The organism is Nocardia sp. bgisy134 (assembly GCF_057708325.1).
This window is the reverse complement of record NZ_JBYIRW010000006.1, coordinates 173,181-191,028: the sequence shown is the minus strand read 5'-3', so window position 1 is coordinate 191,028 and position 17,848 is coordinate 173,181. Positions and strand designations below refer to the sequence as shown.

At 67.5% G+C, this 17,848-nt stretch carries 24 protein-coding genes and 1 pseudogene; 6 read left to right on the top strand and 19 right to left on the bottom strand.

Features of this window, described 5'->3' with window-relative positions; translation table 11 throughout:
- Positions 1–23: 23 nt before the first annotated feature.
- The 6 genes from AC3ERS_RS13510 to AC3ERS_RS13485 form a co-directional block, all read right to left on the bottom strand.
- On the bottom strand, positions 24–440 hold the full coding sequence (locus AC3ERS_RS13510; protein WP_431967176.1) for an ArsR/SmtB family transcription factor: 417 nt from the start codon (positions 438–440) through the stop codon (positions 24–26).
- Complete coding sequence (locus AC3ERS_RS13505; RefSeq protein ID WP_431967174.1) at positions 440–1,096, bottom strand: SRPBCC family protein; 657 nt, start codon at positions 1,094–1,096, stop codon at positions 440–442. Before AC3ERS_RS13505 ends, AC3ERS_RS13510 begins: the two co-directional genes overlap by 1 nt.
- A gap of 257 nt (positions 1,097–1,353) precedes the next feature.
- Positions 1,354–1,740 carry a DUF5615 family PIN-like protein gene (locus AC3ERS_RS13500; RefSeq protein ID WP_431967172.1) on the bottom strand — a complete coding sequence of 129 codons (387 nt, stop codon included), beginning with the start codon at positions 1,738–1,740 and terminating at the stop codon, positions 1,354–1,356.
- Positions 1,737–1,970, bottom strand: coding sequence for a DUF433 domain-containing protein (locus AC3ERS_RS13495; protein WP_431967170.1), 234 nt, complete (start codon positions 1,968–1,970; stop codon positions 1,737–1,739). The genes AC3ERS_RS13500 and AC3ERS_RS13495 overlap by 4 nt, the downstream gene beginning before the upstream one ends.
- Before the next feature lie 90 nt (positions 1,971–2,060).
- Positions 2,061–2,807 carry an SDR family NAD(P)-dependent oxidoreductase gene (locus AC3ERS_RS13490; RefSeq protein WP_431967434.1) on the bottom strand — a complete coding sequence of 249 codons (747 nt, stop codon included), beginning with the start codon at positions 2,805–2,807 and terminating at the stop codon, positions 2,061–2,063.
- Positions 2,755–3,333 carry a DUF2867 domain-containing protein gene (locus tag AC3ERS_RS13485; RefSeq protein ID WP_431967168.1) on the bottom strand — a complete coding sequence of 193 codons (579 nt, stop codon included), beginning with the start codon at positions 3,331–3,333 and terminating at the stop codon, positions 2,755–2,757. Before AC3ERS_RS13485 ends, AC3ERS_RS13490 begins: the two co-directional genes overlap by 53 nt.
- 234 nt (positions 3,334–3,567) lie before the next feature.
- Between AC3ERS_RS13485 and AC3ERS_RS13480 the strand changes: the two genes are divergently transcribed.
- The gene (locus tag AC3ERS_RS13480) at positions 3,568–4,131 is read left to right on the top strand and encodes a TetR/AcrR family transcriptional regulator (protein ID WP_431967166.1); all 564 of its coding nucleotides are present in this window, start codon (positions 3,568–3,570) and stop codon (positions 4,129–4,131) included.
- Between the two features lie 85 nt (positions 4,132–4,216).
- On the opposite strand, the gene AC3ERS_RS13475 is transcribed toward AC3ERS_RS13480, so the two are convergent.
- Positions 4,217–4,816 (bottom strand): YdeI/OmpD-associated family protein, encoded by a 600-nt coding sequence (locus AC3ERS_RS13475; RefSeq protein WP_431967164.1) that lies wholly within the window; start codon positions 4,814–4,816, stop codon positions 4,217–4,219.
- A 105-nt stretch (positions 4,817–4,921) separates the two neighbouring features.
- Here AC3ERS_RS13475 and AC3ERS_RS13470 point away from each other — a divergent pair, with 105 nt between their 5' ends.
- On the top strand, positions 4,922–5,677 hold the full coding sequence (locus tag AC3ERS_RS13470) for an SDR family oxidoreductase (RefSeq protein WP_431967162.1): 756 nt from the start codon (positions 4,922–4,924) through the stop codon (positions 5,675–5,677).
- Between the two features lie 35 nt (positions 5,678–5,712).
- On the opposite strand, the gene hsaB is transcribed toward AC3ERS_RS13470, so the two are convergent.
- The 4 genes from hsaB to hsaA are packed head-to-tail and all read right to left on the bottom strand — an operon-like array spanning position 5,713 to position 9,286.
- Positions 5,713–6,300, bottom strand: a complete 588-nt coding sequence (hsaB, locus tag AC3ERS_RS13465) for a 3-hydroxy-9,10-secoandrosta-1,3,5(10)-triene-9,17-dione monooxygenase reductase subunit (RefSeq protein ID WP_431967160.1) — start codon at positions 6,298–6,300, stop codon at positions 5,713–5,715.
- 23 nt (positions 6,301–6,323) lie between these two features.
- A complete protein-coding gene (hsaC, locus tag AC3ERS_RS13460; RefSeq protein WP_431967158.1) occupies positions 6,324–7,229 on the bottom strand; it encodes an iron-dependent extradiol dioxygenase HsaC in 906 nt (301 codons plus the stop codon).
- 3 nt (positions 7,230–7,232) lie between these two features.
- Positions 7,233–8,114: a 4,5:9,10-diseco-3-hydroxy-5,9,17-trioxoandrosta-1(10),2-diene-4-oate hydrolase gene (gene hsaD / locus AC3ERS_RS13455; protein WP_431967156.1), complete on the bottom strand. Its 882-nt coding sequence runs from the start codon at positions 8,112–8,114 to the stop codon at positions 7,233–7,235.
- Positions 8,115–8,122: 8 nt separating this feature from the next.
- Positions 8,123–9,286: a 3-hydroxy-9,10-secoandrosta-1,3,5(10)-triene-9,17-dione monooxygenase oxygenase subunit gene (gene hsaA / locus AC3ERS_RS13450; RefSeq protein WP_431967154.1), complete on the bottom strand. Its 1,164-nt coding sequence runs from the start codon at positions 9,284–9,286 to the stop codon at positions 8,123–8,125.
- A 198-nt stretch (positions 9,287–9,484) separates the two neighbouring features.
- Here hsaA and AC3ERS_RS13445 point away from each other — a divergent pair, with 198 nt between their 5' ends.
- Together AC3ERS_RS13445 and AC3ERS_RS13440 are read left to right on the top strand one after the other, a co-directional pair.
- Positions 9,485–10,699, top strand: coding sequence for a 3-ketosteroid-9-alpha-monooxygenase, oxygenase component (locus tag AC3ERS_RS13445; protein ID WP_431967152.1), 1,215 nt, complete (start codon positions 9,485–9,487; stop codon positions 10,697–10,699).
- The gene (locus AC3ERS_RS13440) at positions 10,699–11,031 is read left to right on the top strand and encodes a hypothetical protein (RefSeq protein ID WP_431967150.1); all 333 of its coding nucleotides are present in this window, start codon (positions 10,699–10,701) and stop codon (positions 11,029–11,031) included. Before AC3ERS_RS13445 ends, AC3ERS_RS13440 begins: the two co-directional genes overlap by 1 nt.
- 3 nt (positions 11,032–11,034) lie before the next feature.
- Here AC3ERS_RS13440 and AC3ERS_RS13435 read toward each other — a convergent pair whose 3' ends face one another.
- The 3 genes and pseudogenes from AC3ERS_RS13435 to AC3ERS_RS13425 all read right to left on the bottom strand — a co-directional run bounded on the left by AC3ERS_RS13435 (position 11,035) and on the right by AC3ERS_RS13425 (position 12,627).
- A complete protein-coding gene (locus AC3ERS_RS13435; protein ID WP_431967148.1) occupies positions 11,035–11,445 on the bottom strand; it encodes a cupin domain-containing protein in 411 nt (136 codons plus the stop codon).
- Positions 11,442–11,549: pseudogene (locus AC3ERS_RS13430) on the bottom strand (winged helix-turn-helix transcriptional regulator); the annotation flags it as partial. The pseudogene AC3ERS_RS13430 and the gene AC3ERS_RS13435, both read right to left, overlap by 4 nt.
- 28 nt (positions 11,550–11,577) lie before the next feature.
- Entirely contained in the window at positions 11,578–12,627 is a 1,050-nt protein-coding gene (locus AC3ERS_RS13425; RefSeq protein WP_431967146.1) for a saccharopine dehydrogenase NADP-binding domain-containing protein, read from the bottom strand.
- Positions 12,628–12,722: 95 nt separating this feature from the next.
- Here AC3ERS_RS13425 and AC3ERS_RS13420 point away from each other — a divergent pair, with 95 nt between their 5' ends.
- Positions 12,723–13,637, top strand: a complete 915-nt coding sequence (locus AC3ERS_RS13420) for an AraC family transcriptional regulator (protein ID WP_431967144.1) — start codon at positions 12,723–12,725, stop codon at positions 13,635–13,637.
- A 143-nt stretch (positions 13,638–13,780) separates the two neighbouring features.
- Positions 13,781–14,338, top strand: a complete 558-nt coding sequence (locus tag AC3ERS_RS13415; RefSeq protein ID WP_431967142.1) for a hypothetical protein — start codon at positions 13,781–13,783, stop codon at positions 14,336–14,338.
- Positions 14,339–14,425: 87 nt separating this feature from the next.
- Here AC3ERS_RS13415 and AC3ERS_RS13410 read toward each other — a convergent pair whose 3' ends face one another.
- The 5 genes from AC3ERS_RS13410 to AC3ERS_RS13390 all read right to left on the bottom strand — a co-directional run bounded on the left by AC3ERS_RS13410 (position 14,426) and on the right by AC3ERS_RS13390 (position 17,679).
- On the bottom strand, positions 14,426–14,854 hold the full coding sequence (locus AC3ERS_RS13410) for a PIN domain nuclease (protein ID WP_431967140.1): 429 nt from the start codon (positions 14,852–14,854) through the stop codon (positions 14,426–14,428).
- On the bottom strand, positions 14,851–15,066 hold the full coding sequence (locus AC3ERS_RS13405; protein ID WP_431967138.1) for a type II toxin-antitoxin system VapB family antitoxin: 216 nt from the start codon (positions 15,064–15,066) through the stop codon (positions 14,851–14,853). Before AC3ERS_RS13405 ends, AC3ERS_RS13410 begins: the two co-directional genes overlap by 4 nt.
- Before the next feature lie 65 nt (positions 15,067–15,131).
- Positions 15,132–15,884, bottom strand: coding sequence for a DUF427 domain-containing protein (locus AC3ERS_RS13400; protein WP_431967136.1), 753 nt, complete (start codon positions 15,882–15,884; stop codon positions 15,132–15,134).
- 101 nt (positions 15,885–15,985) lie between these two features.
- Entirely contained in the window at positions 15,986–17,230 is a 1,245-nt protein-coding gene (locus tag AC3ERS_RS13395) for an MFS transporter (protein WP_431967134.1), read from the bottom strand.
- A complete protein-coding gene (locus AC3ERS_RS13390) occupies positions 17,227–17,679 on the bottom strand; it encodes a MarR family winged helix-turn-helix transcriptional regulator (protein ID WP_431967132.1) in 453 nt (150 codons plus the stop codon). Before AC3ERS_RS13390 ends, AC3ERS_RS13395 begins: the two co-directional genes overlap by 4 nt.
- Positions 17,680–17,848: the final 169 nt, after the last annotated feature.

Below are 17,848 nucleotides of genomic sequence, written 5' to 3'. Positions count from 1 at the left end.
CCGCCGGTCGATCGGCGGCGATGTCATCCCGCTGTGCGTTCGTCAGGCGTGACGGCATTCCGCTGCGCCTCGGCACCAGGCGATGCGGTGGTGCGGCGGGCCCTTTTTCCGCGTGCGATTTCGGTGGCGAGGGCGTCGAGCGGCTGGGTGAACTGGTGGAGCGGTTCGGTCAGCGCGGTCAGCCAGGCGCGGGCCGCGTCCACGCCCGCGGGGTCGAGGGCGTACAGGCGGCGGGTGCCCTCGGCCCGCACGCTCACCAGCTCGGCGTCGCGCAGCACCTTCAGATGCTGGGAGACGCCGGGCTGGGAGATCGAGGTGTACTGCTGCACCGCGGCGACCACCGCGCCCGCGGGCTGCTCGCCCGCCGCGACCAGTTCGAGAATGTAGCGGCGGATCGGATCGCCGAGCGCCTCGAAGATCTTCGCCGGAGAAGCGGCCATCAGGACTCGGCGCCGTCCTCGGGCTCGGTGGTGTAGAAGGTCACCGTCTGGTTCGCTGCCGTGATCGCCGCGGTCGGGTCGTCGCCGTCCGCCACCGCCGCGTCCGCCCACCCCTCGGCCGCCGCCCGGATGAACGCGATGCCCTCGGGAGTCGTGTGGAAGGTCAGCACCTCGGCGGCGTCGAGCACCGCAGAACTCGCCAGGTGCAGACCCAGACCCATGAGCGCGAGATCCCAGCCGACGCCGACGGCGCCCGGACCGTACTGCGCCCAGAATTCGGGATCCACCGGCGCTTCGTGCTCCAGTTGCAGCAGCGTCCCGTCCTCGTTCGGGCTCAGCGTGACCGTCAGCCACGACACCTGCGGCCCCATCTCCCAGGTCACCGCGAACCGCCGCGGTGCCTCGCACTCCTCGATCACCCCGTTCGCGTTCCCCTCGAGCTGATACCGCCCACCGACCGCCAGCTCCCCGCTCACCGGCAGGAACCACCGCGGAATCCGCTCCCCGTTCGTCAACGCGTCCCACAGATCGGCCTGATCGGTCGGATAACTCCGCCGAGCCACCGCGATCCGCGTCGTCTCCCCACCCCTCGACCCGGTACGAACCTCACGAACCACAAGCCCGGCGATCCCCGTGGGATCAGTCAACAAGGGCATGACAACCTCCTTTGATAAGTTGGAGCTTATATTAGCGGATGCACGTGCCCGCGCCTGCGAATCCGTAGACACGCGCCTGCGTACGAGGTGATGCCTTCGGGTATCGGAGAGTCCCACCCAGGCGAAGGCCGAGAAGAGCAGTTGTGATAGCTACGCTTCTCTCGGACTGGACCTGCTCTCAGAGCTGGAAGGATGCGGGATTGATCGCGCCCGCGATCCGCGAGTAGCGCAGCCTCGTCGCGTGACAGGAGTGGTCCTCACTCGCCGAGGTCTTGCCGCGGCTCGTCTCGGTATCCGTGGCCGATCAGCCGATCTCGCCCCATCTCCACGACTGGGCAGGATTCCAGCAGACCCACCACTTCGCCGAGGTGCACGGCAAAGATTTCCAAGAGTGCCTTGTTGGTCGTGTTGCCTGTCGCGACGATGAGTACCGGCTTGGGGCACTTCTTGATGACATGGCTGACCCAGAAGTCGCGATCCTTCGTAATGACAACCCGGCCCTCTCGGTCGGCGCGGGTCGCGATCACGGAATCCGGCGTGCGGTTTCCCAGCGGGAAGTCGCTGGTGTGCACGGCGTCGTGGCCAGCAGGCGACAGCAAAGTGACGAGCTGGCGGGGAAGCTGTGCGTCGACGAGGAAATTCACGCGGCGTCGAAGGGGATGGTTGTCCGCTGCGCCGTCACCACGGCGGCGTACTCGAGCGCTGCGAGGATGTCCTCGTACTCGAGATCCGGGTAATCGCCGAGAATCTCGTCAGGGCGCATCCCCGATGCCAAGAGCTCGAGCAGCATCTCGACCGGATACCGCAGCCCCCGGAGCACGGGCTTGCCGTGGCAGATCTCGGGGTCTGTGGTGATGCGACCGAGTAGCGACATGGTTCAACTCTATCCAGTGCCGACGGTGCATCGAATCGAATTGTTTACGATGCACCGCACCGGCCTTCGCGGAGGGCGATGCGGCCCCGGCTACAGCATGCGTTCCGGGATGGCTGTGATGAGGCCGCCGTCGACCAGGAGATCTTGGCCGTTGATGTAGGAGGCTTCGGGGGAGGCGAGGAAGGCTACGGCGTCGGCGATGTCTTCGGGGGTGCCGAGGCGGCCCGCGGCCACGGCGGTGATGGCGGCGGCTTTGGCCTCAGGGGAGACGTTGTCGCGGTAGGAGGGGGTTTCGATGTAGCCGGGGCTGACGGAGTTGACGCGGATTCCCCTCGGGGCCAATTCGGCGGCGAGGGCGCGGGTGAGGTTGTGCACGGCGGCTTTGGTCGCGGAGTAGAGGGACGCGCCGGGAACGCCGCGGTGCAGGGCCCAGGAGGCGTTGACGACGACGGCCGCGTGGTCGGCCAGCAGCGGCAGGGTCTTCTGAACGGTGAAGAAGACGCCCTTGAAGTTGATGTCGACGACCTTGTCGAATTCGGCTTCGGTGATGTCGGCGGTCGGCTGGAAGGCCGCGACGCCCGCGTTGGCGAAGAGCACGTCGAGGCGGCCGTAGCGGTCGCGGAGGGTGTCCGCCAGCGCGTCGATGTCGTCGAGGTCGGCGACATCGCTGCGCAGGCCGAGGAGCCGGTCGCCGCCGTCCAGTTCTTCGACCGCCGCGTCCGCCTGCTGGATTCCCTCCTCGAAGCGGCCCGCCGCGAGTCCGCCGACCGAATCGCGAACCGAGCTACGCGGACTGCCGCTGCCAGCCGCGCTCGAAGATCCGCATGAGCGCGGGATACACCAGCACGTACCGAAATGGCGCGATCGCGGCCATGTACGCCTTGCCGAAGAGCCCGTTCGGCTTGACGAGCACCGCCATCTGCCCGCGATAACCGCCGGATTCGTCGGGCACCCAGCCGATATGCATCACCGTGTGGACGGTGCGGTTGGCCATCTCGGCCGCCCACTCGTTCTCGGTGAGATACACCGAGGTGAATGGATACCCCTCGTTGTCGGGACCGCACGGGCCGTCGCGCAGGTCGTCGGGCAGCCGCTCGCGCAGCGAGACGACCCGCGCGCCCACCGCCGAATCGGGGTCGTCCCAGCCGAGCAGCGCGCCGAGTTTCCAGCGGATGTCGAACAGGACGCGGAAGACGAGAGGTTGCGGGGTGTCGTGATCGGTCGTGATGAGCCGCACCAGGCGCGGCAGGTCGTCCGGACCGCCCGGTGTCGGCAGCGCCCACACATCCTCCACAACGAAATCGGGGGCGATCTCATGGATGCGCCATGGGCGCTCGGTGTGCGCGGTGTTGGGGATCTTCATTTCGGGCCTCGCTCTCAGGACAGGGAACGGAGTCTCAGGATTTCGCGCGGGCGTCGCTCCTGGGCGTCGAAGGCGACGTCCACATGCCGACCGTCATGTCGGCCTCCTCTCACGACAGCCGACGGCATCGTCAATCGACTTATGCCGCAACAGCTTTCAAATATACGATGGCGTACATAATCGATAGTAGACCGCTCGCGAGGCGGTGTCGACACCCTCGGCGATACTGAAGGCATGGTCGCCGTCACACGGACACCCCGCAGCCGATGGATCGAGCAGGGGCTCACCGCTCTCGCGGCGGGCGGCCCGGACGCCGTGCGGATCGAGAACCTCGCCACGGCGCTCGGCGTCACCAAGGGCGGGTTCTACGGGCACTTCGCCGACCGCAACGCCCTGCTGGAGGAAATGCTCGACACCTGGGAGCGAGAGAGCACCGAGGCGGTGATCGAGCAGGTCGAACAGGAGGGCGGCGACGCGCGGACGAAGATCCAGCGCGCGGGCCTGCTCACCTTCTCCGACGATCGCCTGCGGCCGATCGACCTCGCCGTGCGCGACTGGGCCCGGCGCGACGCGGCGGTCGCCGCGCGCTTGCGTCGGGTGGACAACGAACGGATGGGCTATCTGCGCCGGCTGTTCGGCACCTACTGCACCGACCCCGACGAGATCGAGGCACGCAGCATGCTCGCCTTCTGCCTCGCGGTCGGCAAACACCTCCTGGCCGCCGATCACGGTGATCGCAGTCGTCGCGAGGTGGTCGCCCGGGCGTCGGCGTTCTTGCTCGAACCGCCCGAGGAGTGACGCCGTGTTCGAGTGCCGGTGCCGAGCAGCGGCTGATCGCCGTTCGCGTACGCGTCGACGCCTTGGCCGACACACGCCGAGGGAGTCAGTCGGCGGCGCGACCGAGTTCGTCGATCGCGCGCCCGAGTCGGGCGGCGCGTTCGGCGTCGGTGCGCGCCTTCATCAACGGTAGGAACAGCGCGTACTGCTCGGACCGGCCGAGACCGTCGAACCTGGTGCGCGCCAGCGGGTTTTGCGCCAGTGCGGCCGAAAGGTCCGCGGGAACTGTCGCGCTGCGCTGGGGTTCGTAGGCGGCGGACCACCGTCCGTCGGCGCGCGCCGCGCGAACCGCCGCCCAGCCAGGATCGCGCAGGCGTCCCGCGGTGATCAACGCCTCCACCTTGCGGACATTGACCAGCGACCACGGGCTCTTCGGGCGGCGCGGGGAGTAGCGCTGGAGGTAATGGTCCGCGTCGAGACCGCGGCGGTGGCTGTCGATCCAGCCGTAGCAGAGGGCGCCGTCGAGCGCCTCGGCGATGGAGATCGCGGCGCCCGCCGTGTGCTTCTTCGCGATCTTCAGCCAGACCCCGGTCGACCGGTCGTGGTTGGCCGCGAGCCACGACTCCCACTGCGCGGAGTCGGCGAAAGCGTGGATCTCGGTGAGCTGGTTCATCGTGGTCTCCCAGGGTGCGAGGGGTGGTCTCACCTGTCGATCATCCGCTCTAAAGCGCTCACCGATTGAGCAGTTTGTTACCGAACTCGCGCGGCCGGGACCTTGTGTCGCCCCATGTTTGCGGAGTAGACGTCAGTCATGAGCAGCATTCTTGTGACCGGAGGAACCGGAGCGTTGGGCAGGCACATCGTGTCGTTGCTGCGCGAGGAGGGGCACGACGTGCGGGTCCTCTCGCGCCGCCCTGGCGCGGGCACGCACGTGGGCGACCTGCAAACGGGGGAAGGCGTGGCAGAGGCCGTGGCCGGTGTGGACGCCGTGGTGCACGCGGCCTCGGATTTCCGCAAATTCGGCGGACCCGATATCGAGCAGACCCGCAATCTCCTCGCGGCCGCGAAGGACGTCGGCCACCTGTTGTACGTCTCGATCGTCGGCATCGACCGCATCCCGTTCCGCTACTACCGGAACAAGCTCGCCTGCGAGCAGGTGATCACCGAAAGCAGCGTGCCGCACACGATTCTGCGTGCGACGCAGTTCCACGAACTGATCGCCGAGATCCTGCAGCGCGTCGAAGGTCTGCCGATCGCCCCGCTGCCGTTGGACTTCCGGTTCCAGCCGGTCGCCACGGTGGACGTCGCGGCGCGCATCGCCGAACTGATCCAAGGGCCGCCGCTCGGTCGCGCCCCCGATTTCGGCGGCCCCGAGGTACTGACCATGGCGGAGCTGGCGGAGGTGTGGCGCGCCGAGCGGTCGCGCCCCCGCCGGATCGTCCGGCTTCCCTTGCCGGGCAAGGTGGCGCGAGGCTTCCGTGCGGGCGACAACACCTGCCCCGACCACGCCGACGGCGTGCAGAAGTGGGCGCAATACGCCGCCACCGTGGAGGGAACCGTCTATTAGCGCAGCCGGGGGTACGCCCTACCGCTGAACCGGCCTCACAGCCAGGTGTCCAGCGTGGTCGTGGTGAGGAAGTGGTCGAGATCGGCGCGCCACGGCGCGGGCACGGTCTTCTCCGGCTCGATGGCGGTGTACTGACCGCGATAGAACAGCAGGGGCCTGCCGGAGTCCGTGGACTCCGACAGGACCTGCACGCGGCCGATCACGATGTAGTGATCGCCGCCGTCGACGACGCTGTCCACCGTGCACTGGATCGTGGCCAGCGCGTCGTCCAGTACCGGGAGCTCCAGTTCCGATGTGTGCCACGGGGTTCCGGCGAACTTGTCGGGTTCGCGGGAGCCGAAGCGGGCACACAGCTGCTGTTGTTCCTCGGCGAGGATGTTGACGCAGAAGCGTCCTGATTTCTCGATCGCCGCCCAGGAGCGCGACGCCTTGGTGGGGCAGAACAGCACCAGCGGGGGATCGAGGGACAGGGCGGCGAACGATTGACAGGCGAAGCCGATCGGCGCCGCGTCGTCGCCGAAGGCGGTGATGACGGTGATGCCGGTGCAGAACTGCCCGAGCACATTGCGGAACTGGCGCGCATCGATCACCGGATGCGCGTCGACGGTCGGTTTCGTCTCCATCACAGGCTCGCTCACCCCGTCCGTCATTGCTGGCGCTGGCCCACCGTGAAGTCGTGGCCCCACAGGCTCACGGCGGTGGACTCCCTGGCGATCCAGTCGTGGTCGTCGACTTCCAGTCCCTCACAGCCGAATTCGACATCGAAGCCGCCCGGCGTCTTCATGTAGAAGGACAGCATCTTGTCGTTGACGTGCCTGCCGAGGGTGGCCGACATCTTGACCTTCTTGCGCAGCGCGCGATCCAGGCACAGGCCGACGTCGTCGGCGTTCTCCACCTCGAGCATCAGGTGGACGATGCCGCTCGGTGTCGGCATCGGCAGGAACGCCAGCGAGTGGTGGCGCGGATTGCAGCCGAAGAACCGCAGCCAGGCTGGTTCGCCGTCGGCGGGACGGCCGACCATCTGCGGTGGCAGCCGCATCGAGTCGCGCAGCCGGAACCCGAGCACGTCGCGGTAGAACTCCAGCGCGGCCTTGTCGTCGGAGGTGCTGAGCACCACGTGGCCGAGACCCTGCTCCTCGGTGACGAACCGGTGCCCGTACGGGCTGACCACCCGCCGGTGCTCCAGCGCGACGCCGTGGAACGCCTCGAGCACGTTGCCCGACGGGTCCTCGAAGCTGATCAGCTCGTAGACGCGCCGATCGGCCTTCTCCGCCGCGCTGCCCTCCTTGTAGGGCACGCCCGCGGCGTCCAACCGATTCCGGATGTCTTGCAGTTCTTCGGCATTGGCGGTCTCCCAGCCGGAGACCTGGAGCCGGTCCTTGTCACCGGGGACGATCACCAGCCGGGCCGGGAATTCGTCCATTCGCAGGTAGAGCGCGTCCGGGACCGAACCCTTGCCCTCCACCATGCCGAGCACCTTGAGGCCGTACTCGCGCCAGGCCGCCATATCGGTGGCCTCGATGCGCAGATAGCCGAGCGATCGAATGCCCATGATCTACTTCTCCTTGCCGGATCCGGACAGGAAGTCCGTTGCCAGCCGGTTGAATTCGTGGAACTTCTCCAACTGTGCCCAATGCCCGCAGCCGCCGAACACGTGCAGCTGCACCCGCGGAATCATCTTTGTGGCGATGATGGCGCCGTCGAGCGGGTTGACCCGGTCCTCGCGGCCCCAGATGAGCAGCACCGGCTGGCGCAGCTTGTAGGCGTCGCGCCAGAGCATCCCGAGCTCGAAATCGGGCCCGGAGAACGACTTGCCCATCGCGCGGGTCGCGGCCAGCGCCTCGGGGGTCTTGGCCGATTCGAAGCGCTGGTCGATGAGTTCTTCGGTGATCAGCTTCTGGTCGAAGACCATGATCCGCAGGAACGCTTCGAGATTCGCCCTGGTCGGCTCGAAGTTGAAGCGCGAGAGCAGTTTCACGCCCTCGGTCGGGTCCGGCGCGAAGGCGTTCAGGCTCAGCCCGCCGGGGCCCATCAGCACCAGCTTGCCCGCGCGGTCCGGGTAGTCGAGCGCGAACCGGACCGCGGCGCCGCCGCCGAGCGAATTGCCGAGGATGTGCACCCGGTCGGTGATCTGCAAGTGGTCGAGCAGATCCTTCAGCGCCGACGCGGAGTGCGCGAAGTACTGCGGATGATCGACCGGCTTGTCCGACTTGCCGAAACCGGGCTGATCCACCGCGAGCACATGGAAATTCTGCGCCAGCACGGGGATGTTCCGTGCGAAATTCGACCAGGACGACGCGCCGGGCCCGCCGCCGTGCAGCAGCACGATCGTCGGCCCGTTGCCGCTGCCCGCCTCGTGGTAGTGCAGGCGCAGATCCGGCCGGACCTGCGCGTAACGCGAGGTCGATTCGAAGGTGAGTTCAGCAGTGGTGGTCACGATGCCGCCTACACCATGCCGTCGGTGACCGGGAGCCCGAACTCGTGCGTGCCGTACATGACGTAGGCCCGCTCGGGATCGTTGGCCGCGTGCACCCGGCCCGCGTGCGCGTCGCGCCAGAAGCGCTGCAGCGGAGTGCCGTTCGCCAGCGCCGTGGCACCCGAGGCTTCGAAGAGCTTGTCGATGGAGGCGATCGCCCGTCCGGTGGCGCGCACCTGGTCGCGGCGGGCCCGCACCCGCAGGTCGAACGGAATCTCCTTGCCCGCCGTCAGCAGCGCGTATTCGTCGGCGACGTTGCCGGAGAGCTGGCGCCAGGCCGCGTCGATGTCGCTGGCGGCCTCGGCGACCCTGACCTTGGTGAACGGATCGTCCTTGGCCTTCTCGCCTGCGAAGGCCGCGCGCACCCGCTTGCCCTGGTGCTCGACGTGCGCGGCGTAGGCGCCGTAGGCCATGCCGACGATCGGCGCGGAGATGGTGGTGGGATGGATGGTGCCCCACGGCATCTTGTAAACCGGATCCGGGTTCTGCTCCAGGCCGGGCGATTTCAGCTCGCTCATCGCCCGGAAGCTGAGGAACCGGTGCTTCGGCACGAAAACGTCTTCCACGACAACGGTATTGGAGCCGGTGCCGCGCAGGCCGACCACGTTCCATACGTCGTCGATGCGGTACTCGGTGCGGGGGATGAGGAAGCTGCCGAAGTCCACCGGCTTGCCGTCCTTGATGACCGGACCGCCGAGCACCGCCCAGGTGGCGTGGTCGGAGCCCGAGGACCAGGCCCACGCGCCCTTGACGATGTAGCCGCCCTCCACGACCGTGCCCGCGCCCATCGGGGCATAGGAGGAGGAGATCCGCACTTCGGTGTCCTCGCCCCACACGTCCTCTTGCGCCTGCTGGTCGAACAGCGCGAGGTGCCAGTTGTGCACGCCGACGATGCCCGCCACCCAGCCGGTGGACCCGCACGCGCTGGCGAGCTTGCGGACGGTGTCGTAGAAGACGACCGGATCGGCGGCGTATCCGCCCCACTGCTTGGGCTGTAGCAGCCGGAAGAAGCCGGTCTCTTGGAGCGCCTTGATCGATTCGTCGGGGATGCGCCGCAGGTCCTCGGCCTCCTGCGCGCGCTCACGCAGCGTCGGCAACAGCGCTTCGACCCGCTCGGTCACTTCTTGCGTCATCTCGGGACCTGCTCCTGCCTGGTCGGATTGGTAACCGGTACTCATTTGCCTCTGAGACTAGAACAGGTTCTTATTTATGTCGAGAACCGGCGTTCATCGCAGGTCGTGGATGGACATGCGCAGGAAGTGACCCGAATCGCTGGCATGGAACGCGACATTTTTGTAACGTGTTCTAGTACAGAAGGAGGAGGAATCGCGATGGCAGTTACCCCCAAAGGGAGCGGTGGCAAGCCCAGGGAGCTGGATGTCGGCTCGGCGCCTACCCGCTATGCACGGGGATGGCATTGCCTCGGCCTGGCCAAGACGTACCGGGACGGTAAGCCGCACGCGGTGAACGTGTTCGGCACCAAACTGGTGATCTGGGCCGACAGCGCGGGCGAACTGCGGGTGCTCGACGCCTACTGCAGGCACATGGGCGGCGACCTGAGCATGGGCGAGGTCAAGGGCGACGACATCGCCTGCCCGTTCCACGACTGGCGCTGGTCCGGCGTCAACGGCAAGTGCAGCTCGATCCCCTACGCGCGCCGCGTCCCCCCGCTCGCGCGCACCAGGAAGTGGACCACGCTCGAGCGCAACGGTCAGCTGTTCGTCTGGCACGACCACGAGGGCAACGAGCCGCCGCCGGAGATCACCATCCCGCACATCGAGGGTCCGTACACCGACGCGAACGGCAACCCGACCGACGAGCTCGACAGCGGGTGGACCGACTGGACGTGGAACTCGATGCTCATCGAGGGCGCCAACTGCCGCGAGATCATCGACAACGTGGTCGACATGGCCCACTTCTTCTACATCCACTTCGCGTTCCCGACGTACTTCAAGAACGTCTTCGAAGGACACATCGCCACCCAGTTCCTGGAGACCAAGGGCCGTCCCGACATCGGCATGGCCTCCAAGTACGGCGGCGACACCCTGCTGAAGTCGGAAGCCTCGTACTTCGGGCCCTCGTACATGATCAACCCGCTGGTCAACATCTACAGCGGTTACGAGGTCAAGAGCGTCCTGATCAACTGCCACTACCCGGTGACACAGGATTCCTTCGTCCTGCAGTGGGGCATCTCGCTGGAGAAGCCGAAGGGCGTCGACGGCGCGATGGCCGACAAGCTGGCCGAGAAGATGACCGAGGGCATCAGCGTCGGCTTCCTGCAGGACGTCGAGATCTGGAAGCACAAGTCCAAGGTCGAGAACCCGCTGCTGTGCGAGGAGGACGGGCCGGTCTACCAGCTGCGCCGCTGGTACGACCAGTTCTACGTCGACGTCGCCGACGTGACCGAGAAGATGACCCAGCGCTTCGAGTTCGAGGTGGACACCACCAAGGCGAACGAGGCGTGGGAGGCCGAGGTCGCGGAGAATCTGCGGCGCAAGCACGAAGCCGAAGAAGCGGCGACGAAGGAAGCCGAGGCAGGCGTCTGATGGCTGCGACCTGGGCCAAGGCGCCGGACTTCGCCGATCAGCCCGCGCGGCGGGCGGCGGTGCAGGCCCAGACCGTGGTCGACAAGCAGACCTATCTGGAGGAAGGCCTGACGCCGTTGCGGTGTCAGGCCTGCCGCAGTGAGGTGCTGGTGCGCAAATCGAGCTCGCACCAGACCTCGGTGCAGTGGACCGAGCCGCCCGAAACGCACTGCCCGGTCTTCGCCGAGCTCGCCGCGTCGGGCAGCCGTCCGGGTCGTCCCGACACCTGCCCGCAGCTGGAGAAGACCATCAAGTGGGCGGTCGACGAGGGCGTGATCGACGTTCCGAAGTAAATCTCAGTCGAGCCGGAAGTCCTCGAAGTCGAAGCCCGGCGCGACGAGGCAGCTGACCAGGACGTACTCGTCGCCGAGCGGCCGCGCCGCCTGGCTTACTCCGCCGGGGACCACGGCTTGCAACAGCTGACCGCGCTCGACATCGGGTCCGAGGACGACTTCCTCGCCACCGATGTCGAGCGCGAGTGGTCCGCCGCGGTGCCAGAGCCACAGCTCGTCCGAGCGCACCGTGTGCGGGGCCGAGCGTTCTCCCGGCATCAGCAGGAAATGGATCATCGTGGCGGCAGCTCGCGCTCCCGGATAGCCGGGTGGCGTGAATTCCACTGGGCTTCGCCATGTTTGGCGATACCAGCCCCCCTCGGGGTGTGGCGCCAGGTCGAGTGCGATGGCCAGGGCAGGCCGGTCGTCGGTCATACCCCGACTCTATGCCCGTCGCCGTGTTCGACCGCCCACACGCAGATCGCGGCAAGCGGTTCTTCCAACGATTTCCCGAGCGCGGTGAGCGAATACTCCACGTGCTCTGGCGGAACTCGCCACGGCCTGAGGTCAGAATTCCTCTATGCGCCAGGTGATGTCGAAGCGGGCCAGGGAATCCAGGAACTCCGCGGGGTCGAACGCTTCGGCCACCGCCAGTGCGCCCGGCTTCGTCGTCCCCGCGGCAAGCCTGGTCGCGATCTCGACGGCGAGCAGCGCGGAGTCGCGGTAGGAGTCGACGCCCTCGACGACACCGCGCACCACGCGGCCGTCGGTGCCGTGGGCGTCCACGATCACCTCGTAGCGCAGGTCCGAACTCGGCGCATCCGGGATCTGCTCGATGAGCTGCTCGGTGAACGAGCCGAGGGTGGCGAGGATGTCCGCGGCCAGCACGCCCTCGACGGACGCGACTTCGGTGTGCCTCGGGATGGTGAGCACCGGTGGCTGCGGGAATTTTCCGACCGAGGTCGGCGCCGACTCGCCGGGGAAGGTCATCTCGGAATGCTTTGCGGTGGAGCCGGTCCTGAGTTCTCCGGCGGCGAAGTGCCAACCGCCGTCGCGGAACCAGTCCAGGCTGGCGAACACGGTCTTGGCGCTGCCCTTCGAGCCGTTGCCCCTGCTCTTGCTCAGGTGGCTGACGACGATCTCGGCCGGGCCGTTCACCCGGCGCGCGACGAGGTGGGCGAGCAGGTCGGCGGGCACGTTGTTGTCGGTGCTGCCGGCGACGACGGTGACGCCCGCCGCTTCCGCCGCCGTGGCGTAGTCGTCGAAGACCTTCTTCAAGAACAGCTGCTCGCCGGAGATGTCGGTGTAGTGCGCGCCCGCCGCGATGCTGGCCGCCAGCACCGGTTCGCCGTTGCGCACGTAGGCCGACAGGCTGCTGATCACGGCGTCGGCGCCGGTGAACGCGGCGACAAGGGCGGCGTGGTCGGTGAGTTCGGCGACGCGGATCTCGGCGTCCGGAAGATTCGCGGCCACGGCGGCGGCACGCAGGCGATCGGCGTTGCGGCCCACCAGGATCGGGGTGAGGCCGCGGCGGTGCAGCTCGGCGAGCAGGTAGCTGCCGGTGTGGCCGGTGGCGCCGTAGACGGCGATGGTGGGGGAGCTGGTCTGCGTTGTCATGATTCACAACTTATTGCGGCAATGTGAGCATATGAATGGCTTAGATGCTCGTACTTATATCTGAAACGCTCACTATTTGAGCGTATGGTTGTGTCGTGGACGTTCTCAGCGAGACCATCGCCGCGATTCGCACGGGCAATCCCGCCTCCGGTCTGTTCATCCGGCACGCGCCGTGGGGCCGTCGCTATCCGGTGGTGCCCGGTGCCGGATTCCACGTCGTGCTGCGCGGGTCGTGCTGGCTCGTCCCGCCCGGCGGCGAGCCGCTGGCGCTCGGCGTCGGCGACGTGCTGTTCATGCCGCGCGGCGCCGATCACGATCTGGTCGACAGTCTCGACTCGCCCGTCACCGAAACCGCGCTGCCCGGTGAGCCGCGCGAACTTCCCGGTCCCGGCGTTCGGTCCGAATTACTCTGCGGCGCCTACGAACTCGGCAGGCAGCGATCGCACCCGCTGCTCGACGAACTGCCCGAGTTCATCCATCTGCCCGCCCGCCCCGGCCGCCACCCGGCTCTGCGCGGCGCGGTGGACCTGCTCCTCGCCGAGATCGCCGAACCCCGTCAGGGCAGCGATGCCGCGGTGGCCACGCTCCTCGAGACCATGTTGCTGTTCATCCTGCGTGCCTGGTTCGACGAACAGGCCGACGCCCACACCACCGGATGGGCGGGCGCGTTCGCCGATCCGGCCGTCGCCGCCGCGCTGCGCGCCGTGCACGAGGACCCGGCCCGCCCGTGGACCGTGCCCGACCTCAGCGACATCGCGGGCGTCTCGCGCGCCACCCTGGCCCGCCGCTTCACCGCCACCATCGGCGAACCCCCGCTCTCCTACGTCACCCGCTGGCGCCTGCTCACCGCGGCCCGCCTCCTCCGCGACACCGACGCCGCCCTGCACACCATCGCCCGCAGAGTCGGCTACACCTCCGAATTCGCCTTCGCCAAAGCCTTCAAACGCGAATACGGCCAGGCCCCAGGCCAATACCGCCACACCCCGACCCAACCCCCGATCGCCGTGTGATGCCGCGGTAGCAGTTCCCCTGCATCGTGCTCGCTGTTCGGCGACGACTGCGGGCGGAAAGTGAACCCCAGTCGGGAAGTTGTCCGGCATCATGGTGTGAGCGGTGCGAATGGGTCGCCGCCCGCTCGGGGAGGGGAGATCCCATGGGCACGAATGCTCGGGACGATTCGGCGCGGCGGGTACTGGACGCCGCCTTGGCCGAATTCGTCGCGTTGCGCAACGAGCTGGACGAAATCGGACGCGGCCAGCGGACCGTTATGAATCTGAACATCACGCTCAGCACCGCGATCGCCGCGTTCGTGCTGTCGGAGCGGGGTGCGCCGCAACTGCTGCTGGCGATCCCCTACGTGTCGGTGGCCCTCGGCCTGCTCTACCAGACCTACACGATCCACGCGCAGCACATGGGCGAGTACATCAACGGTCGCCTTCGTCCGGTCATCGTCGAAAAGTCCGGGGACGAGCGTGTTTTCGGATGGGAGGACTATATCCGGGCGACTGTCTACCAGACCGGGTGGAGCCAATTCCCTATGCGTATGGCCTTCATGCTGATCATTCCGATCGTGCCATTGGTCGGCCTCATCTGGGCCGCGCCTACCCTGCGGACCGTATGGCATTGGCTCGCCTGGTCCGGCGGCGTTCTCTTGTACCTCGTGCAGTTGGTCAGCTGGGTGCGGCTGTCACGCCGGTTCCTCTGGGTTTAGCCGCTGGTTCTCCCGGGGCGCCAGGGTGGTCATCGCCGAGCATCGCGGTGGCGAGGCATTCCTCAGCGGGGCTGATACCGGGCCAGGTCAGTCCAGGTCGTTGTCGCCGGTGCCGAGCCAGCGGTGGTCTTGGCCGGTGATCGCGACGATCTGGTCGAAGTCGTGGTCGCGGTGCAGGAGGGTGAGGCCGCGGAGTTCGGCGGTCGCGGCGAGGACGAGGTCGACCGGGCCTGCGCTGCGGTGCTTTCCGCGTTTGGTCAATTCGCCCTGGACTTCCCAGGCCCGCGTGTAGGCGCGGTCGTCGACCGGCTCCCAGCCGAAGAGCACGCGCATGTCGTCGATCGTGCGTTCGCGGTCGGCGTGGGAGCGGGCGGTGTAGAAGAATTCGAGTTCCACGATCGGGCAGATGGCGACGAGTCCCGCGGCGACGGCGCGCTGCCAGGCGAAGGCCTCCGGGTCTTGGCGCATGATCGGAACCAGTGCGCTCGTGTCGAGGAGGAAGCGCGCCGCGCTCACCGCCGGTAGTTCCGCTTGTTCTCGAGGATGTCCAGATCGAAAGCACCCTCCGCGACGGCGTCTTGCAGCCGGGTGAGAGCCAGTGCGCGGCGGCGGTTTTCCAGGACTTCCCGGAGAGCCGCGTTGACGGTGTCCTTCTTCGTTCCGGTGCCGAGTTCCTTGGCGACATCGGCGACGAGTTCGTCATCGAGGTCGATCACTGTCCGTGCCATGACGCACCTCCTGATATCTCCGCGTATATCGAAGATATCAGGTGATATATACGGCGTCGAGGTTTTCAGCTGAACGGGGAGCGGGGGCGTTCTTCGAGGACGCCGTCGATCCAGACATCCACCTTCTCGTTGTAGAAGCAGGCCAGGCCCGCGATCTTCTGGCTCTCTGGTAGCGGAGTGCGGTAGATCCAGGCGAAGTCGGGGTATTCCTTCTCGCCGATGCGGACGGTCCAGTAGTCGGCGGTGCCTTTGTAGGGGCACCGGGAGTGGGTGTCGGAGGGGTGCAAGAGGTCGAGGCGGACGTCGGTGAGGGGCAGATAATAGCGTGCGGGAAGGCCGGTTTCGAAGAGGATGCGCGGGGTGTGGGAGTCCGCGACGACGACGCCGCCGATCTCTATCCGGATGTGCCGCGAACTGCCGAGGATGTCGATGCGCGAGTACGGATCGCGCGCGTGGACGTACACCGGCTCGTCCTCTTCGAACCATTCGTCCATGGCGTCCCAGTCCAGCCGCACCAGTTCGTTCAGTTCCGGTAGCGGGGAATCGTGGTAGCGCAGGGCGCCGCCGGCCGCGGTGACGCCGTCGACGATCACGTCGTACACCATGGCCTCGCCACGGCTCGGGGAGTGGGTGGTCTCGCCGTTCGGCTCGAGTTTGGCGCGCAGATCGGCGACGGGAAGGTAGTAGGTGGGGTAGTAGGGGATCTCCCACACCAGCACCGGGCGGTCCGTATCGGCCACCAGGTGCCCGCCGAGGTACACCCGGACGCGCTTCTGGCTGGTCGCGATCTTGACGCGGCCTCGCTGCTCTTCGGTCATATTCTCGACGGTACGCCGACCAGGTGACAGGTTCCGGGGCGTCGGATCGCGAAACGCCCACGGGCCCCGCCGGAACAGCGGGGCCCGTGAGGTATCGGAATTCAGTCGCCGACGGTGATCGCCTGCGCCTCCTCCACCGAGTGCGGCGCGGGATCGTGGTCGTCGATGTGGGCGAGCGCGGCGCGCCCGACGACGAGGACGAGGACGGCCGCCGCGGTGCAGGCCGCGCCCACCCAGAACGGCAGCGCGATGCTGTGCTCCCCGAGCTTGCCTGCCAGCCACGGCGCTGCGGCGCCGCCCGCGAACCGGACGAAGCTGTAGGCCGCCGAGGCGGTGGACCGCTCCACCGGCGCGGAGATCATCACGGCCTCGGTGATCAGGGTGTTGTTCACGCCGAGGAACAGGCCAGCGAGCACGGTGCCGACGATCAGCACCGTCTTGTTCTCCGCGAACAGCGCCATCACCGCCAGGTCCGCCGCGAACAGTCCGAGCGCGAGAGCCATCATCGGCAGCGTCCCGGAGCGGCGTTGCAGACCGGGCGCGAGGAAGACCGAGGCCAGCGCGAGCAGAATGCCCCAGCCGCAGAAGATGAACCCGATCGCGTAGGTGCCCATGTCCAGCGGGAAAGGGGTGTAGGCGAGCAGGGTGAAGAAGCCGAAGTTGTAGAGCAGCGCGGTGATGCTGACGGTGAGCAGGCCGCGGTGGCGCAGCGCCTGGAACGGCGCGGCGAGCGACGTGCGGTGCGCGGGCTTCGGGCCCTCGGGCAGCAGGACGACGAGGCAGACGAACGCGATGGCCATCAGCACCGAGACGCCGAAGAACGGGCCGCGCCAGCTGATTCCGCCGAGCACGCCGCCGACCAGCGGGCCGGTCGCGATGCCGATGCCGAGCGCCGCCTCGTACAGGATGATGGCGCGTGCGACGCCGCCGCTGGCCGCGCCGACGATGGTGGCCAGCGCGGTGGCGATGAACAGCGCGTTGCCGAGGCCCCAGCCCGCGCGGAAGCCGACGATCTGCGCGACAGTGTCGGACATGCCCGCCAGCGCGGCGAACACCACGATGATGGCCAAGCCCGCCAGCAGTGTCTTCTTCGCGCCGAACCGGCTGGAGACCACGCCGGTCGTCAGCATCGCCACGCCCGTCACCAGCATGTAGCTGGTGAACAGCAGCGACACCTGCGACGGTGAGGCGTGCAGCTGTTCGCCGATCGGCTCGAGGATCGGGTCGACCAGGCCGATGCCCATGAAGGCGATGACGCTGGCGAAGGCGACCGCCCAGACCGCTTTGGGCTGTTTGGTCGACGCTGGCGCGCCGGTGGCGGCGCCGGTGTCCACTAGGGTGTTCATCGGTTTTCCCTCGACGGATAGTGCTGGGGCGCACTCTTTTTCAGCGCTTCCAGCAGTTCGTTCAGATCGGTTTCCATTCGCGCGAGTCGTTCGACGTCGAATTCGGCGAGCCGGGAGGCCATGGCCGTGCCGTAGGCGGCGCGCGCCTGTGCCAGTCGCTCGCGTCCGGCCGGGGTGAGGTCGATGACGACCGCCCTCGAGTCCTCGGGGTCCTTGGTCCTTGTCGCGAATCCGTCCTCGACGAGCCTGCCGAGCAGCGCCGTTGCCGCCGGTTGGGAGCATCGGTCGATCCTGGCGAATTCGCTGACCCGCACCGCGCCACGCTCGTCGAGAACGGCAAGGGCCCGCAGGACGGCGCGCGGCAGATCGTCGTCGCCGATCACCCCGGCCAGCCGGGTCAGCCTGCCCGCGGTCACGAGAAGATCGACCACGATGTCTGAAGTCGTCACGGGAGCATGCTGCACGGAAATATTATTACATAAGCTAACTATCTATTACCCGTGAGATAGCCCACCGTCGCCGACACACCGGTCTCGCGCGGGTTTCGTACACGGACAGTGCCTGTGCGAACCGAGGTGAGCAGCCACTGGGAATGACAAAGGCCCCGGCGGACAGCCG

Bases quoted from the DNA above. Each gene is read 5' to 3' on its own strand.
- AC3ERS_RS13510 (WP_431967176.1), bottom strand. From the start codon at position 440: ATGGCCGCTTCTCCGGCGAAGATCTTCGAGGCGCTCGGCGATCCGATC.
- AC3ERS_RS13505 (WP_431967174.1), bottom strand. From the start codon at position 1,096: ATGCCCTTGTTGACTGATCCCACGGGGATCGCCGGGCTTGTGGTTCGT.
- AC3ERS_RS13495 (WP_431967170.1), bottom strand. From the start codon at position 1,970: ATGTCGCTACTCGGTCGCATCACCACAGACCCCGAGATCTGCCACGGC.
- AC3ERS_RS13485 (WP_431967168.1), bottom strand. From the start codon at position 3,333: ATGAAGATCCCCAACACCGCGCACACCGAGCGCCCATGGCGCATCCAT.
- AC3ERS_RS13480 (WP_431967166.1), top strand. From the start codon at position 3,568: ATGGTCGCCGTCACACGGACACCCCGCAGCCGATGGATCGAGCAGGGG.
- AC3ERS_RS13470 (WP_431967162.1), top strand. From the start codon at position 4,922: ATGAGCAGCATTCTTGTGACCGGAGGAACCGGAGCGTTGGGCAGGCAC.
- hsaB (WP_431967160.1), bottom strand. From the start codon at position 6,300: ATGGAGACGAAACCGACCGTCGACGCGCATCCGGTGATCGATGCGCGC.
- hsaC (WP_431967158.1), bottom strand. From the start codon at position 7,229: ATGGGCATTCGATCGCTCGGCTATCTGCGCATCGAGGCCACCGATATG.
- hsaA (WP_431967154.1), bottom strand. From the start codon at position 9,286: ATGACGCAAGAAGTGACCGAGCGGGTCGAAGCGCTGTTGCCGACGCTG.
- AC3ERS_RS13445 (WP_431967152.1), top strand. From the start codon at position 9,485: ATGGCAGTTACCCCCAAAGGGAGCGGTGGCAAGCCCAGGGAGCTGGAT.
- AC3ERS_RS13440 (WP_431967150.1), top strand. From the start codon at position 10,699: ATGGCTGCGACCTGGGCCAAGGCGCCGGACTTCGCCGATCAGCCCGCG.
- AC3ERS_RS13435 (WP_431967148.1), bottom strand. From the start codon at position 11,445: ATGACCGACGACCGGCCTGCCCTGGCCATCGCACTCGACCTGGCGCCA.
- AC3ERS_RS13425 (WP_431967146.1), bottom strand. From the start codon at position 12,627: ATGACAACGCAGACCAGCTCCCCCACCATCGCCGTCTACGGCGCCACC.
- AC3ERS_RS13415 (WP_431967142.1), top strand. From the start codon at position 13,781: ATGGGCACGAATGCTCGGGACGATTCGGCGCGGCGGGTACTGGACGCC.
- AC3ERS_RS13405 (WP_431967138.1), bottom strand. From the start codon at position 15,066: ATGGCACGGACAGTGATCGACCTCGATGACGAACTCGTCGCCGATGTC.
- AC3ERS_RS13400 (WP_431967136.1), bottom strand. From the start codon at position 15,884: ATGACCGAAGAGCAGCGAGGCCGCGTCAAGATCGCGACCAGCCAGAAG.
- AC3ERS_RS13395 (WP_431967134.1), bottom strand. From the start codon at position 17,230: ATGAACACCCTAGTGGACACCGGCGCCGCCACCGGCGCGCCAGCGTCG.